The sequence below is a fragment of the Microbacterium sp. AZCO genome, assembly GCF_039614715.1.
Classification (GTDB): Bacteria; Actinomycetota; Actinomycetes; order Actinomycetales; family Microbacteriaceae; genus Microbacterium.
This window is the reverse complement of record NZ_CP154857.1, coordinates 3,545,844-3,562,550: the sequence shown is the minus strand read 5'-3', so window position 1 is coordinate 3,562,550 and position 16,707 is coordinate 3,545,844. Positions and strand designations below refer to the sequence as shown.

General features: G+C 67.3%; 13 protein-coding genes. 6 read left to right on the top strand and 7 right to left on the bottom strand.

Going from position 1 to position 16,707, the window contains the following annotated elements; genetic code table 11:
- Positions 1-79: 79 nt before the first annotated feature.
- The 7 genes from AAIB33_RS16250 to dnaA all read right to left on the bottom strand — a co-directional run bounded on the left by AAIB33_RS16250 (position 80) and on the right by dnaA (position 10,074).
- A complete protein-coding gene (locus AAIB33_RS16250; protein ID WP_345800998.1) occupies positions 80-484 on the bottom strand; it encodes a DUF3566 domain-containing protein in 405 nt (134 codons plus the stop codon).
- Complete coding sequence (gene gyrA / locus AAIB33_RS16245; RefSeq protein WP_345800997.1) at positions 481-3,075, bottom strand: DNA gyrase subunit A; 2,595 nt, start codon at positions 3,073-3,075, stop codon at positions 481-483. The genes AAIB33_RS16250 and gyrA overlap by 4 nt, the downstream gene beginning before the upstream one ends.
- A 64-nt stretch (positions 3,076-3,139) precedes the next feature.
- Complete coding sequence (gene gyrB, locus AAIB33_RS16240; protein WP_345800996.1) at positions 3,140-5,176, bottom strand: DNA topoisomerase (ATP-hydrolyzing) subunit B; 2,037 nt, start codon at positions 5,174-5,176, stop codon at positions 3,140-3,142.
- Positions 5,177-5,298: 122 nt separating this feature from the next.
- The gene (locus AAIB33_RS16235; protein ID WP_345800995.1) at positions 5,299-5,796 is read right to left on the bottom strand and encodes a DciA family protein; all 498 of its coding nucleotides are present in this window, start codon (positions 5,794-5,796) and stop codon (positions 5,299-5,301) included.
- Positions 5,789-6,955, bottom strand: coding sequence for a DNA replication/repair protein RecF (gene recF, locus AAIB33_RS16230; RefSeq protein ID WP_345800994.1), 1,167 nt, complete (start codon positions 6,953-6,955; stop codon positions 5,789-5,791). Before recF ends, AAIB33_RS16235 begins: the two co-directional genes overlap by 8 nt.
- A gap of 46 nt (positions 6,956-7,001) precedes the next feature.
- On the bottom strand, positions 7,002-8,153 hold the full coding sequence (dnaN, locus tag AAIB33_RS16225) for a DNA polymerase III subunit beta (RefSeq protein WP_345800993.1): 1,152 nt from the start codon (positions 8,151-8,153) through the stop codon (positions 7,002-7,004).
- Between the two features lie 487 nt (positions 8,154-8,640).
- A complete protein-coding gene (gene dnaA, locus AAIB33_RS16220; protein ID WP_345800992.1) occupies positions 8,641-10,074 on the bottom strand; it encodes a chromosomal replication initiator protein DnaA in 1,434 nt (477 codons plus the stop codon).
- Between the two features lie 310 nt (positions 10,075-10,384).
- On the opposite strand from dnaA, the gene rpmH reads away from it, so the two are divergent.
- From rpmH to rsmG, 6 genes are read left to right on the top strand one after another with little or no spacing between them, the layout of a single operon-like run.
- Positions 10,385-10,522 (top strand): 50S ribosomal protein L34, encoded by a 138-nt coding sequence (rpmH, locus tag AAIB33_RS16215; RefSeq protein WP_022879826.1) that lies wholly within the window; start codon positions 10,385-10,387, stop codon positions 10,520-10,522.
- A gap of 9 nt (positions 10,523-10,531) precedes the next feature.
- Complete coding sequence (gene rnpA, locus AAIB33_RS16210; protein WP_345800991.1) at positions 10,532-10,870, top strand: ribonuclease P protein component; 339 nt, start codon at positions 10,532-10,534, stop codon at positions 10,868-10,870.
- Positions 10,867-11,217: a membrane protein insertion efficiency factor YidD gene (gene yidD, locus AAIB33_RS16205; RefSeq protein WP_345800990.1), complete on the top strand. Its 351-nt coding sequence runs from the start codon at positions 10,867-10,869 to the stop codon at positions 11,215-11,217. Before rnpA ends, yidD begins: the two co-directional genes overlap by 4 nt.
- Positions 11,218-11,238: 21 nt before the next feature.
- Positions 11,239-12,396, top strand: a complete 1,158-nt coding sequence (gene yidC / locus AAIB33_RS16200) for a membrane protein insertase YidC (RefSeq protein ID WP_345803457.1) — start codon at positions 11,239-11,241, stop codon at positions 12,394-12,396.
- A 58-nt stretch (positions 12,397-12,454) separates the two neighbouring features.
- Entirely contained in the window at positions 12,455-12,967 is a 513-nt protein-coding gene (locus AAIB33_RS16195; RefSeq protein WP_345800989.1) for a R3H domain-containing nucleic acid-binding protein, read from the top strand.
- 19 nt (positions 12,968-12,986) lie between these two features.
- Positions 12,987-13,622, top strand: a complete 636-nt coding sequence (rsmG, locus tag AAIB33_RS16190; protein WP_345800988.1) for a 16S rRNA (guanine(527)-N(7))-methyltransferase RsmG — start codon at positions 12,987-12,989, stop codon at positions 13,620-13,622.
- Positions 13,623-16,707 lie beyond the last annotated feature (3,085 nt).

The following is a 16,707-nucleotide window of genomic DNA, read 5'->3' as shown; positions in this document are numbered from 1 at the left end:
CCCTCCCGCTCCCGTCAGAATGACGGATGCCCCGCCACGGCGCGTCATGCGCCGGGACGGGGCATCCCGAATCCGGACGTCAGTTGCTGGTGAAGCCCACGAGCAGACCGCCGGTGACCTTCACGGCCAGGTTGTAGATGCCCGCGATGACCGCACCCAGCACCGTCACGACGATGAGGTTGAGGATCGCGACGATCGCACCCACCGCCATGACCTGGGGCAGGCCGATGAAGCTCGTGAGAGAGACGCTGCCGTCGGAGATGCTCTGGAAGAACTCGTCCAGGCGGCCGATGAGGCCGGTCGTCTGCACGACCATGAAGACGAGGAAGAACGACACGATGGTGACGACCGCGATCGCGACCGCCGCGAGGAACGACAGCTTAACGGCCGACCAGAAGTCGATGTAGACGAGGCGCAGGCGCACCTGCTTCGCGCTCGTCTTGTGGCTGGATTTCTTGGCGAGCTTGTCGGCTACCGTGCTCATGCGTCAACACTCTCTTCGGGGGTCTCGGTGGAGGCCTCGGGTGCCGCCGGGGTCTCATCGGCGGCGGCCTCTGCGGTTTCGGCCTCTGCGGCTTCGGCGAGGCCGCGCTCCCCGTTCCGCGCGATCGCGATGATGCGATCGTCTTCGTCGGGGCGGGCGAACACGACACCCATGGTGTCGCGGCCCTTGGCAGGCACCTCGGCCACGGCAGACCTTACCACCTTGCCGCTGGCAAGAACCACCAAGACCTCGTCGTCCTCCGAGACGATCAGGCCGCCCGCGAGGTCGCCGCGATCCTCGCTCAGCTTGGCCACCTTGATGCCCAGACCGCCTCGACTCTGTCCGCGGTACTGGTCGACGTCGGTGCGCTTCGCGTAGCCGCCCTCGGTCACGACGAACACGAATCCGTCGTGGTCGACGAGGGATGCCGAGAGCAGGCTGTCGTCGCCCCGGAAGGACATGCCCTTCACGCCCTCGGTCGACCGGCCCATCGGACGAAGGGCCTCGTCGGTCGCCGTGAAGCGCAGCGACATGCCGTGGCGCGAGACGAGGAGCAGGTCGTCGCCCTCGTCGACGAGGAGTGCGCTCACGACCTCGTCGTCCTCGCGGAGCTTGATCGCGATGACGCCGCCCTGACGGTTCGTGTCGTACTCCGTGAGGCGCGTCTTCTTGACGAGTCCTCCGCGGGTGGCCAGCACGAGATAGGTCGCGACCGTGTAGTCGCGGATGTCGAGGATCTGCGCGATCTCCTCGTCGGGCTGCAGAGCCAGGAGGTTCGCGACGTGCTGACCCTTGGCATCCCGGCCCGCCTCGGGGACCCGGTAGGCCTTCTCGCGGTAGACGCGGCCCTTGTTCGTGAAGAACAGCAGCCAGTGGTGCGTCGTCGTGACGAAGAAGTGCTCGACGACGTCGTCGGCGCGCAGCTGCGCGCCCTTGACGCCCTTGCCCCCGCGGTGCTGCGAGCGGTAGTTGTCGCTGCGCGTGCGCTTGATGTAGCCGTCGCGCGTGACGGTGACGACCATCTCCTCCTCGGGGATGAGGTCCTCGTCGGTCATGTCGCCGTCGAAACCGAAGACGATCTCGGTGCGGCGGTCGTCGCCGAACTTCTCGACGATGCCGGTGAGCTCCTCCTGGATGATCGTGCGCTGGCGGGCGGGCGAGGCCAGGATGTCCTGGTAGTCCGCGATGAGCGCTTCGAGCTCGGAGGCCTCGTCCATGATCTTCTGACGCTCGAGCGCGGCCAGGCGGCGCAGCTGCATCGAGAGGATGGCGTCGGCCTGGATGTCGTCGATGTCGAGCAGCGACTTCAGTCCCTCGCGGGCGTCGTCGACCGTCGCCGAACGGCGGATGAGCGCGATGACCTCGTCGAGCGCATCGAGCGCCTTGAGGTAGCCGCGCAGGATGTGCATGCGCTCCTCCGCCTTGCGCAGGCGGAACTGCGTGCGGCGCACGATGACGTCGATCTGGTGCTCGACCCAGTTCGAGATGAAGCCGTCGAGCGAGAGCGTACGGGGAACGCCGTCGACGATCGCCAGCATGTTGGCGCCGAAGTTCTCCTGCAGCTGCGTGTGCTTGTACAGGTTGTTCAGCACGACCTTGGCGACGGCATCCCGCTTCAGCACGATCACGAGACGCTGGCCCGTGCGACCCGACGTCTCGTCGCGGATGTCGGCGATGCCCTGCACCTTGCCCTCGCGCGCGAGGTCGGCGATCTTGAGGGCCAGGTTGTCGGGGTTGACCTGGTACGGCAGCTGCGTGATGACGAGGCACGTGCGGCCCTGGATCTCGGCGATCTCGACGACGGCGCGCATCGTGATCGAGCCGCGGCCGGTGCGATACGCCTCGTGGATGCCGCGCGTGCCGAGGATCTGCGCGCCGGTCGGGAAGTCGGGGCCCTTGATGCGCTGCATGAGCGCCTCGAGCAGCTCTTCGCGCGTCGCGTCGGGGTGCTCCAGCGCCCACAGCGCGCCCTCGGCCACCTCGCGGAGGTTGTGCGGCGGGATGTTCGTCGCCATGCCGACCGCGATGCCGACCGATCCGTTGACGAGGAGGTTGGGGAACCGCGCCGGCATGACGGCCGGCTCCTGCGTCTGGCCGTCGTAGTTGTCGGTGAAGTCGACGGTCTCCTCTTCGATGTCGCGCACCATCTCGAGCGCGAGCGGAGCCATCTTCGTCTCGGTGTACCGCGGCGCGGCGGCGCCCATGTTGCCCGGGGAGCCGAAGTTGCCCTGGCCGAGCGCGAGCGGATAGCGCAGCGACCATGGCTGCACGAGGCGGACGAGGGTGTCGTAGATCGCGGTGTCGCCGTGCGGGTGGTACTGACCCATGACCTCGCCGACGACGCGGGCGCACTTGGAGAACGACTTGTCGGGGCGGTAGCCGCCGTCGTACATCGCGTAGATGACGCGACGGTGCACCGGCTTGAGGCCGTCGCGCACGTCGGGCAGCGCGCGCCCGATGATGACCGCCATCGCGTAGTCGAGATAGCTGCGCTGCATCTCGCCCTGCAGATCGACCTGCTCGATGTGGCCGTGGTTGTGCAGGACGGTGCCGTCGCCCGGCGTCTCGCTTGCCGAAGGGTCGTCAGTCATGTGCTTCTTTCCGTCGCGATGTCACGGGAGTGGAGGGATGCCTCGCCGGGCCGCAGAGCGGCCGCTAGATGTCGAGGAACCGGACATCCTTCGCGTTCTTCTGGATGAACTGGCGGCGGGACTCGACGTCCTCGCCCATGAGGGTCGTGAAGATCGTGTCGGCCGCGACGGCGTCGTCGATCGTGACCTGGCGCAGGGTGCGGGTCGTGGGATCCATGGTCGTCTCCCACAGCTCCTTGTCGTTCATCTCGCCGAGGCCCTTGTACCGCTGGATGCCGTTCTCCTTCGGGATCCGCTTCCCGCTCGCCAGTCCGTCGGCCAGCAGCGCGTCGCGCTCGACGTCGCTGTAGACGTATTCGTGCGGAGAGTTCGTCCACTTGAGCCGGTACAGGGGCGGCATCGCGAGGTACACGTAACCCGCCTCGATGAGCCCCCGCATGTAGCGGAAGAGCAGCGTCAGCAGGAGCGTCGTGATGTGCTGGCCGTCGACGTCGGCATCGGCCATCAGGACGATCTTGTGGTACCGCGCCTTGTCGACGTCGAAGTCCTCGCCGATGCCCGTGCCGAACGCCTGGATCATCGCCTGGATCTCGTTGTTGCCGAGGGCGCGGTCGAGGCGCGCGCGCTCAACGTTGAGGATCTTGCCGCGGAGGGCCAGGATCGCCTGCGTGTGCGGGTCGCGACCCTGCACCGCCGAGCCGCCGGCCGAGTCGCCCTCCACGAGGAAGATCTCGCTGATCGAGGGATCCTTCGACGTGCAGTCCTTGAGCTTGTCGGGCATGGATGCCGACTCGAAGACGCTCTTGCGGCGCGCCGTCTCCCGCGCCTTGCGGGCGGCGAGGCGAGCGGTCGCGGCGTCGATGGCCTTGCGCACGACGAGCTTCGCCTGCTGGGGGTTGCGCTCGAACCAGTCGCCGAGCTGATCGCCGACGATCTTCTGCACGAACGCCTTGGCCTCGGTGTTGCCGAGCTTCGTCTTGGTCTGGCCCTCGAACTGGGGCTCGGAGAGCTTGACCGAGATGACCGCCGTCAGACCCTCGCGCACGTCGTCGCCGGAGAGGTTGTCGTCCTTCTCCTTGAGGAGGTTCTGCGCTCGCGCGTACTTGTTGACGAGCGTCGTGAGCGCCGCGCGGAAGCCTTCTTCGTGCGTGCCGCCCTCGTGCGTGTTGATGGTGTTCGCGTAGGTGAAGACGTTCTCGGTGTAGCTCGTCGTCCACTGCATCGCGAGCTCGAGCGCGATGTGGCGCTCGGTGTCCTCCGACTCGACCTCGATGATCTGGTCGTTGACGACATCGGCGTGGCGGGTCTTGTTGAGGTACTCGACATAGTCGACGAGGCCGCGCTCGTAGAGGAAGGAGTCGTTCGGCTGGGTGAGGATGACCTCGCCCTCTTCCTCGACCTCGACCGCCTCGGACGGGCGCTCGTCGACGAGGTCGATGCGCAGGCCCTTGTTCAGGAACGCCATCTGCTGGAAGCGCGTGCGGAGCGTCTCGTACTCGAACTCGACCGTCTCGAAGATCTCGGGGTCCGGCCAGAACGTGATGATGGTGCCGGTCTCGCTGCTCTCCTCGCCGCGCTCGAGCGGCGCGAGCGGCGCGCCGCCGTTGCGGTAGGACTGCCGCCAGACGTATCCCTGGCGCTTGACCTCGACCTCGAGCCGGGTGGACAGTGCGTTCACGACCGACGAGCCGACGCCGTGCAGACCACCGGACACCGCGTAGCCGCCGCCGCCGAACTTGCCGCCGGCGTGCAGCACCGTGAGCACGACCTCGACGGTCGACTTGCCCTCGGTCTTGTGCATGTCGACGGGGATGCCGCGCCCGTTGTCGACGACGCGGACGGCGCCGTCGGACAGGATCGTGACCTCGATGAGGTCGCAGAAGCCGGCCAGCGCCTCGTCGACGGAGTTGTCGACGATCTCGTACACGAGGTGGTGCAGACCTCGGGGCCCGGTCGACCCGATGTACATTCCGGGACGCTTGCGAACCGCCTCGAGGCCTTCGAGGACCTGGATCGCGTCTGCGCCGTAGTCGCTGAGGGGCTTTCCGTTCGCGGCAGATCCGGGTTCCCCGGCAACGCTTTCGGGATTCACAGACGTCATATGTTCTCGAGCGCTCCAGATCGGCCGTCGGGGTCGTTCCATCCTATCAAGAACGACCCGTCCACGGGCCCTGTACGCCCCTGTGGCGCGTTGAAATCGCTCGGAACGGTGCTGGACGTGGTTCAGCCGTAGGTATCGCGCGGACCGCGCCCTGGAACGGCTCTGGGACCCCATTTCCACGAGGGGACGTCGGGCCCGATGAACCGGATGCCTTCGACTCCCGCCTCCGGGAAGCGGCGGAGGATCTCGGACAGGATCTGCGCGCGCATCAGCTGAAGCTGCTTCGCCCACGCGGTGGAGTCGGCCTGCACCGTGAGGGTTCCGTCGAGAAATGCGACCGGACGCGTGTGCCGCGCCGTGTCTGCGCCGGCGACCTCGTCCCACGTCCGCACGACGTCTTCCCGCGCGAGCTGCGACTCCCACCCGGACTCGCGGGTGAGGTCGGCGAGCACGTCGGCCACACCGCGCGGATCGCGGCCGGCGGTGAACGGGGCGTGCTCGTCGTCGGGCTGTGCACGACGGCGACGACGGAAGGGGCGGGCCTGCGGCTCGAGCCCGCGCAGCCGGAGGTAGGTCGCGATCGTCTCGGGGATCTCGTTGCGGTCGAGTGGATCAGGCATCCGCGGACTCCAGGATGCGTCCCGCCTCGACTCGCACGACGTGCGCCCGCAGGCCGGCGGGCACGTCCTCTTCGACGGCTGCCGTCACCACGACCTGCTCGAAATCGGCCACGAGCTCGGCCAGGCGCGTGCGTCGATCGGCATCGAGCTCGGCGAACACGTCGTCGAGGATCAGCACGGGGTCGCCGAGCCGGGATTCGGCGCGCAGCAGCTCGGCGGACGCAAGGCGCAGCGCGAGGGCGACCGACCACGACTCGCCGTGCGAGGCATAGCCCTTCACGGGAAGTCCGCGCACCCGCAGCACGAGATCGTCCCGGTGCGGGCCGACGAGCGTGAGGCCTCGATCGAGCTCGGCCGAGCGCTTGGCGGCGAGGGCGGCGCCGAACAGCTCCGCGATGCGAGGAGTGGATGCTGCAGCATCCACTTTCTCTTCCTGCGCGTCGCCCTCCTCGGGGTCTCCGCCCTGCACCGACATCGCCCATTCCAGTTCGGGACTGTGGTCGGCCCCGGCGATCTGCGTGTAGGCGGCGGCGAGCGGCGCTGCCAGTTCGGCGGCGAGGGCGAGGCGGGCCTCGATGACCTGGGTGCCGAGGCTCACGAGCTTGTCGTCCCAGACGTCGAGAGTCGAGAGGGCGTCGCCGCGGATGCCGCGGGCGCGCGCCGACTTGAGCAGAGCCGTGCGCTGCTTGAGAACGCGGTCGTAGTCGGACAGCACCGCGCTCATGCGCGGCGAACGCTGCACGAGGAGCTGATCCGCGAACCGGCGGCGCGACGACGGATCGCCCCGCACGATCTGGAGGTCCTCCGGGGCGAAGAGCACGACCTGCGCGTAGCGCGGAAGCTCGTTCGTCTTCACGGCGGCGCCGTTGACGCGCGCCTTGTTGGAGCCCTGCCGATTGACCTGCGCTTCGAGGAGCACCCGACGCTCGCCGTGGGCGAGACGGGCGCGGACGATCGCGGCATCCGCTCCGTGCCGCACCATCGGGGCGTCGTTCGAGACCCGGTGGGAGCCCAGCGTCGCGAAGAAGGCGATGGCTTCGGCGAGATTCGTCTTGCCCTGGCCGTTCCGGCCGATGAAGACGTTGGGACCGGGGCCGAGAGTGACGTCGGCGGCCGCATAGTTGCGGAAGTCGATGAGACTCAGCTGCTCCACGATCACGCCTCAACCCTAGTTCGGGCCTCTGACGCCGGGCGGTCCCTCGGCGTCAGCGGAGGAGCAGGTTGGGCTGCAGCAGGTACTTGAACTCGCCGTCGCCGCCCTTGTCGACCGAGGTCTGCGGGGTGATGAGCACGGGGCTGAGCTTGTTGGCGTTCTCGCTCGACGTGAAGGTGATGCGGGCGAACTCGCTCTTCACGGCGCCGAGCGACTCGAGCAGATACTGCGGGTTGAGTCCGAGGGTGACCTCGTCGCCGACCAGCGTCGCGTCGACGGACTCGGACGCCCGCGCCTGCTCGGTGCCCGAGGCATCCATCGACACGCTGTCGGCCGTGAACGTGAACCGCAGCGGCGCGGAGCGGTCGAGCACGAGCGACACACGGCGCACCGCCTCGGCGAGCTCGGCCGTGTTGACGACGGCGTGGTGCTCGGTCTGCTCGGGGAACAGGCGGCGCACGGGCGGGAAGTTGCCCTTGATGAGCAGCGACGTCACCGTCTTGTTGCCCGCCGTGAAGGCGATGATCTCGCGGTCGCCGGAACCCGAGAACGCGATCGAGATGTTGCCGCCGTGGGCGAAGGTCTTGCCGACCTCCGTCAGGGTGCGCGCGGGGACGAGCGCGGTGGTCGACTCGTCGGATGCCACGGTGCCGCCATCCCACGGGATCTCGCGGAGCGCGACCCGATAGCGGTCGGTCGCGACGAGGCTCAGCTGCGTGCCGGCCACCTCGAGCTGGACGCCCGTGAGGACGGGGGTGACGTCGTCGCGCGATGCCGCGAAGGCGACCTGGGCGATGGCCGTCGCGAAGTCCTCCGACGGGACGAGGCCGGACTCGCCGGTGACCTCGGGGATGGCCGGGTACTCCTGCACGGGCATCGAGGCGAGCGTGAAGCGCGCCGAGCCGCACGTCAGCAGGATGCCGCCGTCGTCATCGACCTCGATCTGGATCGGGGCGTTGGGCAGACGGCTCGCGATCTCGGACAGCAGACGGCCGTGGACGAGGATCGTGCCCGGCTCGTCGACGGTCGCCTCGATCGTCGTGCGCGCAGAAGCCTCGTAGTCGAACGCGGCGAGCGACAGCCCGTCGTCGCCGGCCTCGATGAGGACGCCCGCCAGGATCGGCTGGGGATTGCGCTGCGGGAGCAGCTTGACCACGAACGACACGGCTTCGCTGAAGACATCGCGATTGACGTGGAACCTCACTGGCGCTCCCTTGTCGTCCTTGGGGCTTGGGGTACCCATGCTAGTGCCCTGTTCGACCGGCACCCCAAGACCCGGTCCCTCACCGCCGAGGTGATCGGATCTGCTCTTCATCAAAAGTTTCTTGTCATGGTGTTAACAGCTGTGGAAAGTGTGGATAACTCGGGCGATGCCAGACGGCACAACGGAACTACACGCGTGTGAGATGTGGACGCGCTGCGGAGGGTGTGGATGACGCTCACCTTCCGGCATCCCGGAATCGGTCCCGCCGTCCACAGCCATTCGTCTGTCGTTCACAACTTTCCGCAGCCGAATCGAGTTATCCACAGGTTTTCCACACTGTGAAGAACGGTTATATTGGCCCGCTGCGACAGGGGTGTCAAGCACTTTCTGAGGCATATGACGCCTTCTGTCACGCCGCACTCCGACGTCGCCCGGGCGCGCCGAAGAGGCCGACGCCCCGAGGGCGTCGACGGGTGGGCGAGCGGCGTCAGCGGCGGCCGAGCGAGGCCGTGATCTCGGTGACCTGGTTGTAGATCGAGCGGCGCTCCTTCATGAGGTCGCTGATCTTCTTGTACGCATACATGACCGTCGTGTGATCGCGGTTGCCGAAGAGCTGGCCGATCTTCGGCAGCGAGAGGCTCGTGCGCTCCCGGCACAGGTACATCGCGATCTGACGGGCCGTTGCGACGGCCTGAGACCGGCTCGACCCGTACAGGTCGTCGACGGACAGCTTGAAGTAGGCGGCCGTCGCGGTGATGATGTCGGTCGGCGAGATGACGTTGGCGTCGTCCTGATCGATGATGTCGCGGAGCACCGTCTGCGCGAGCGACATGTCGAGCGTCGAGCGATTGAGGCTCGCGAAGGCCGACACGCGGATGAGGGCGCCCTCGAGCTCGCGGATGTTCGACGACACGACAGTCGCGATGTACTCGAGCACCTCGTCGGGGATGTGCAGACGCTCGCTCTGCGCCTTCTTGCGGAGGATCGCGATGCGGGTCTCGAGGTCGGGAGCCTGCACGTCGGTGATGAGGCCCCACTCGAAGCGGCTGCGCATGCGGTCTTCGAAGCCGGTCAGGTGCTTGGGGGGCACATCGCTCGTGATCACGACCTGCTTGTCGTGGTCGTGAAGCGTGTTGAACGTGTGGAAGAAGGCTTCCTGCGTCTCGGCCCGGCCCTGCAGGAACTGGATGTCGTCGATCAGGAGGATGTCGACATCCCGATACCGCGCCTGGAATGCGGAGCCGCGGTTGTTCGCGATCGAGTTGATGAAGTCGTTCGTGAACTCTTCGCTCGAGACGTAGCGCACCCGGATGCCGGAGTACAGGCTCATCGCGTAGTCGCCGATGGCGTGCAGGAGGTGCGTCTTGCCGAGTCCCGAGTCGCCGTAGATGAAGAGCGGGTTGTATGCCTTGGCCGGCGCCTCCGCGACCGCGACCGCCGCGGCATGGGCGAAGCGGTTGGACTGCCCGATGACGAAGTTGTCGAACGTGTACTTCGGGTTCAGTCGCGAGTCGGAGCGGGCGGATGCTGTGTCGACGGGCTCGTCGATGCGCGGACGCAGCACGGCTCCGGGCGCCGGCGCGGAAAGCGGCTCGGGCTGGATGGCGGACTGCACCGGGATCGGCGCCGTGAGGTGCTGGTCGGCGAGCTCGGGGTTGACCACGACGCGGAACGTCGTCGCGACAGGCTCGCCCTGCGGCACGCGGGCCAGCGCCTCCATGATCGGCGCGCGCATGCGCTTGTTGATCTGCGCCGCGGTGAGATCGTTGGGCACGTCGAGGTAGAGCGTGCCGCTCATGACGCCCTGAGGCACCGCCAGGTTGAGGAACCCGTGGAGCTGCGGCGTGACGCGATCGTCGACGACGAGCTCACCGAGCACGGCTGCCCAGACTGGTACATCTGGAATGTCGTGCTGAGACATGGCCCCCCCGGGTGTTGTGATGCGCCTCAGGATCAGGGAAAGCGACATCCCGTGCCTGTGGATAACTGCCGGAGACACGCTAGTCAGCGGGCGTCGTGTGAGCAAACTCCACTGTAGATCCGGCTGCGTGTCGGTGCCAGCGTCCCGGTCCCCGGTGTGCATAATGCCCATCCCGGTGTCTCAGTTTGAGTTCTCAGGCGACTCGACGTAGCCTTAGTCGGTTGACTTATGCCCTCGCGGCAGTTCCCTGTAAGCACGTCGTCCCCGGATTCTTGAGCCTCCCGGTGACACCGATCCGGAAGTGATCTCCATGAGCAAGCGCACCTTCCAGCCCAACAACCGTCGTCGCGCCAAGAAGCACGGCTTCCGCGCCCGCATGCGCACGCGTGCCGGCCGCGCCATCCTGTCGGCGCGGCGCGCCAAGGGCCGCACCGAGCTCTCGGCCTGACATCGAGCGGTGCTCGCGAGGCCGAACCGACTCACCCGCGGAGCGGAGTACAAGGCCGTCGTCCGTCGGGGCCGTCGTTGTGCGGCCGCGCACACGGTCACGTATGTCGTGACCTCTGATGACCAGCGCGCATCGCGTTTCGGATTCATCGTGAGCAAGCAAGTCGGATCAGCCGTCGTGCGCAACACTGTGCGCCGACGGCTGAAGGCCGTGTGCCATGAGTCGCTCTCCGGTGTCCGCCCGGGATCGGATGTCGTCATCCGCGCCCTTCCCTCCGCGGCGACCGCCGACTTCTCCGAGCTGCGCGACGAAGTCCAGCGCTGCCTCGCCCGCAGGGCCGCGGCATGAGCGTCCTCCCTGCGTACGCCCTCGGCGAGGGCAGGCTCGAGGCATCCGACGCCCTCCGGGCCGTGCCGCTGATCCCGCGCAACCTGGGCCTCTCTCTTCTGCACGCGTATCGGGCGACGATCTCCCACACGTACGGCGATGTGTGCAAGTACTACCCGTCATGCTCCGCCTACGCCGTCGGGGCCGTGCAGCAGTACGGGCTCGTTAAGGGCAGCGCCCTCACCGCGGCGCGGCTCGCCCGCTGCCATCCGTGGGCGCAGGGCGGCGTGGATGATGTCCCGCCCCATCGGCGTTTCCGATACGACCTGACCCCGCACGGTTTCGTCGTGCCCCTTCGAAAGGACTGATCCGTGCTGGATCTGTTGCACCTGGCCACGAGCACCCCCGCCCCGGCGGCGTCGGGCGGCGGCTTCGACCTGCTCGGCACCATCCTGTGGCCGCTGAAGTGGGTCGTCGAGCTGATCCTCGTCGCGTGGCACGCGATCTTCACCTTCATCGGTCTGCCCGCGGCCGCGGGCGTCACCTGGGTGCTCGCGATCATCGGCCTCGTCGTGGTCGTCCGTGCGGCGCTCATCCCTCTCTTCGTCCGGCAGATCAAGAGCCAGCGAAAGATGATGGAAATCGCCCCTGAACTGCGAAAAGTTCAGGAGAAGTACAAGGGCAAGAAGGACCAGCTGTCTCGTGAGGCGATGAGCCGCGAGACCATGGCGCTCTACAAGAAGCACGGCACCACACCGGTCTCGAGCTGTCTGCCGCTCCTCGTGCAGATGCCCGTCTTCTTCTCGCTGTACTCGACGCTCAGCTCCATCAAGCTGCATGCCGAGAACGGACAGGGCGGTGTCGGACCCCTCACGCCCGAGCTGACGCTTGAGTTCTACAACGCGAAGCTGTTCGGTGTGGCGTCCCTGCACGAGACGCTCATCGACGCCATCAACCAGAACAACACGACGGCGATCATCATCCTCGTGACGCTGGTCGTGCTCATGATCGCCTCGCAGTTCTTCACCCAGCTCCAGATCATCTCGAAGAACCTCTCCCCCGAAGCCAAGACGGGCCAGGCGTACCAGATGCAGCGCATCATGCTCTGGATCCTTCCCCTCGGCTTCGTGTTCTCGGGTGTCTTCTTCCCGCTCGGTGTCGTCATCTACTGGTTCGTCAGCAACCTGTGGACGATGGGTCAGCAGTTCCTCGTCATCCGCGAGATGCCGACCCCCGGCTCGGAAGCCGCCAAGGCCCGTGAGGAGCGCCTCGCACGCAAGGGCAAGGCGATCGACTCGTCCGGCAAGGTCGTCTCGATGGACAAGTACCAGGCCGAGCAGCAGCGTCTCCTCGAGGAGGCCGAGCGTGCCCGCGCCGCGGCTCCCAAGCGTCAGCAGCCGGTGAGCAAGCAGCGCGCCAAGAAGCAGGGTCAAAAGGGACCGGGCACGGGCGGATCCGGCTCGTCCGGCGGCTCGGGTTCGCCCGGCAAGCCGGGCGCGTCCTCGGGTGACGCGCCGGGTGCCAAGCCCGGCGCGGCCAACACCTGAGCCGCGCCTCGCCCACCGCTGACCGATCACATCGTTTCGACCCATGACCGAGGACGCCATGACCACGATTGACCCCGTCGACTCCGCCACCACCGAGCGCGTCGCCGCGACCGTCGAGCAGCTCGAGCAGGAAGGCGACATCGCCGCCGACTACATCGAGGAGCTGCTCGACATCGCCGACATCGACGGCGACCTGGCCCTCGACGTCCGGGCCGGCCGCGCCTACGTCTCGATCGAGGCTGACGACAAGGGATCGCTCGCGCTGCTCTCGTCGCCCGACACCGTCCAGGCGCTGCAGGAGCTGACCCGCATCGCGGTGCAGAACCGCACCGGCCGGTTCTCGCGCCTCATCCTCGACATCGGCGGGTCACGCAACACGCGTGAGCAGGAGCTCGCCGTGCTCGTCGACCGGGCGATCGCACGCCTCGATGACGGTGCGACCCAGGCCTCCCTTCCCGCGATGTCGAGCTACGAGCGCAAGCTCGTGCACGACATCGTCGCGGATCGCGGCTTCGTCTCGGAGTCGTACGGCGAGGGCGCCGACCGTCACACCGTGATCCGTCGCGCCTGACGTTTCACGTGGAACGTCGATGACTTCCTACGAAGCCGAGCCCGCTGCTGCCGCAGAGATCTTCGGTGACCGGATCGAGCTGGCCCGGGCCTTCACCCAGGCTCTCGCCGAACAGGGTGAAGAGCGTGGCCTGATCGGTCCGCTCGAGCCGCCGCGGCTGTGGTCACGACACGTGCTCAACAGCGCGGTGGTCGCTCCCCTGTTCTCCGGGCGGGTGGGCGACGTCGGGTCCGGCGCGGGACTTCCGGGCCTGGTGCTCGCGATCGCGCGGCCCGACGTCGAGTGGATCCTCATCGAGCCGATGGAGCGCCGCGTCGCTTGGCTCACGGAGCAGGCGACTGAGCTGGGTCTCGACAACGTGGAGGTGCTCCGGCTGCGTGCCGAGGACTGGAAGCGTGGGCCGGTGCTGGATGCTGCGACCGCTCGCGCCGTGAGCGCTTTGCGCACCCTCGTGCCGATCACTGCTCCCCTCGTGCGCGACGGCGGTGAACTCATCCTCCTCAAGGGTGCGAGCGCCGACAATGAGATCGAGGCCGCTGCGAAGCCTCTCCGCAAGTTCGGCATCACCGACGCCCGCGTCGAGATCGTCGGTGCCGAGCTGCTTGCCGAGCCGACGCGCGTGGTCCGGGGCACGGTGCGCCGCGCCGCTCGCTGAGCGGGTTCCTTCGTCGGGTCACGCCGGCCTTTTCGGCGCGCTTTCTTGCGTGGGGACTCAGTTGGCCCGTGAAGCGGGCGTATGGCTGTCAGTGCGACCTTGGGTCGGGCGAACGGCGTCGGTCGCCGCTTCGTGGTCTTAGCCGACTCTGTGCGTGCTTCGAGATCTGTTGAGATCGCGCTTGATTCGCGGCGAAGCTTATCGTTTCACCGTCTTACCGGTTGGCCAAAAAATCGGCCAGTGTGCGAACGCAGCCCGTCCCGAATAGGGGCGCTCTCCTACAAAGCCGCCAGTACTACCCCGGTGAAGTACAGGTCGAGTGCGTCTGCCGATGACACGATCGATCGCTCCCCGGTCATCCCGAAGTGCGCGAATCAGTCTCTCGACGCTGTTCAGGTCGACCATCACCCGACTCTCTCTTGGCCGGCAATCGATCAGCGCGCACGGCGCGCGAATCGAGACACGGTGCGCCCGACTCTCGTGCCCGCGGTATGCGCATCTTTTGACGCGCATACGCTCGCCAGGCGGCCTCCCGGTGGTGATCGCGTGCGCGACGAAGCGAGTATCGCGATTCGTCTCAAGACGGCCATCACGATCCGGTCGGCTGGCGCCGCCAGGGCGCGGACGGGGCGCGTCTTCCCCGAGCCCATCGATCCTCCTCCCGGTTCTTCCGAAGCGCTCACCCAATCGAAATTTGCGAGGCAGCTCACCTCGACCCTTGCAAAAGCCTCGCTGAGACATATGCGGGTAGGTGGTGAACTGCGCCGGTCGCGATTCTTGCGCGGACATTGCGCCATTGGTCGTCCGGCGGCTGTTCGAGCTGCGGCGCGGATTTCCCCGATCGGGTTCGCCAGCCGGTGGACGCCCGACTTCGATGTGCCGCCTCGCATGCACCCGCCGGCCGGTCGCCGTCCTACTCCGTAGGTGAGAATGCCGCGCTGTCCGTTAACGGCCGCACTGACATCTCTGAAGGATGAGGAGCAGGCCGGGGCGGATCGGCGATGTCGCCCATGCTGTCCCCGTACACGACGGTTCCGATCCGCCGGCTGAATGCGAACCCATCGTCAGCGACGACTTCCATCGCGCTGCGATTGCAACGCCCGGAGCTGAGTTCGCCGCTGCGTGGCCGTGAGATGCCCGAAGGTCACCCCCGATGCCACGTGACGTTCGTGAGCTCGGTGCCGCGATTGCTGACGCGCCCCTTCGCCGCCTTCTTACGCGGAGGTGACGCCGCATATGTCGCCGGGCTCATCACGACCCCTCGCGCAGGGAGGTAGGTACGGTCTCAGGGAGCGTCCCCTTGTCTGCGGCCCACTACGCCAATCATCGAGCCAAGTTCGCGGCCGCGTTCCACGACCTTGCCGGCGTGGCTTTCCATACCCGGCCCGTTTCGCCCGTCTACGCTCGCGAGGTCGAAGCGGGCTCACCGCTCGGCGTATCCGGGCACCGATGTTTCACGTGAAACGCGTTACCGCAGCGCACCCACGGCGCATCCCTCTTCCACCGCCGAGGTCCTTCGTGCGCACGTTCCACCGCATCAGTGGGCGTGGTGCGCCTACCCTGGGCCATCCGCGCCGCCGCCCTTCGCGAGGTGGGAAGCATGCCCGCTTCGCGGGGTCTCGGCGCTCCGACGCTTCACGTGAACGAATCCGCGCAACGCCCCCACAACGGAGCCCTGACGACTACCGAGGTCCTTCGTTCCCACTTCCGCCGCTTGAGTGGGTGTGGTGTGCCTCGCCTGGCCTATTCGCGCCGCCGCCCTTCGCGAGGTGGGAAGCATGCCCGCTTCGCGGTGTCTCGGCGCTCCGACGCTTCACGTGAACGAATCCGCGCAACGCAACCACAACGGAGGCCTCACTACCGAGGTCCTTCGTGCCCGCGTTCCACCTCTTCGGCGGGCGTGGTGTGCCTCGCCTGGCCCATTCGCGCCACCCTTCGCGAGGTGGGAAGCATGCCCGCTTCGCGGTGTCTCGGCGCTCCGACGCTTCACGTGAACGAATCCGCGCAACGCAACCACAACGGAGCCCTCACTACCGAGGTCCTTCGTGCCCGCGATCCACCGCTTGAGCGGGCGTGGTGTGCCTCGCCTGGCCCATTCGCGCCACCCTTCGCGAGGTGGGAAGCATGCCCGCTTCTCGGTGTCCCGCGCGCCGACGTTTCGGGTGAAACGAATCCACGCGGCGCACCACGCCACTGAGCCTTCACACTGACGTCCTTCGAGCCCGTGTTCCACCGTCTCGGTGGGCGCGGCGTGTATGGCCTCGGGCCGACTCCCGCGCCGCCTCCTCGTCGCGAGGTGGGAAGCAGACTCACGTCTCGATGTATTGGCGAATCCGATGTTTCACGTGAAACGGCGCACCGCCGTGCACCCGCGACGCATCTCCAATTACGGAGGGCTTCGCGCCCCCGTTCGACCCCACGATGGGCCGTGCCGTGCCGTGCATGGCTCCGGCTCATCCCGCTCGCCGCCTCCTCGTCGCGAGGTGGAAGAAGGCTCACCTCGGCGAATCGATGTTGAACGTGAACAGGATCTGCGCGGTGCGGCCGACGATGGTCCCTCATTGCGTTGGCCAACTGGTCGATGTTTCACGTGAAACGCCATCCTCTCCCCCGTGACGTCGTCCCACGAAGCTTCTCGTTTAGCAACTCGGCGCGCATGAATGTGGTCTCGCACCAGGTGTGGGCGATGCTCGGCCGCGCCGTTCGCGAGAGGAAGGCCGCGGCTCGGCCACCGGTGGAGCGCCGGACGGTCTCTGAGGGGGTGGCGCGTCCCTTCCGGAGCGGTGCACCCTGACACGACGTTCCAGAGCGCTTCGGAGAGAACGGAACGGGATCTACCAGACCATCAACCGCTGGCTCCGGCAGGTGTCTGGGTGCCGGCGCTAGAGAGGGCCCACTCTCTCGCGCCACAGTCCGACGACTCGCACTGGGTTGCCCCGATCGATTGTGTCATCGCCGGTGTGTACCAGCCCGGCGCCACTCTCCCCGCGCCGCGGGGGCCCTGTCGAACCACATGAGGTTCAGGACCCAGCCCGCTCATCGCGTGATCGGCCGCCTCGCCGCGGCTGACCACGAAGAGTCGCCC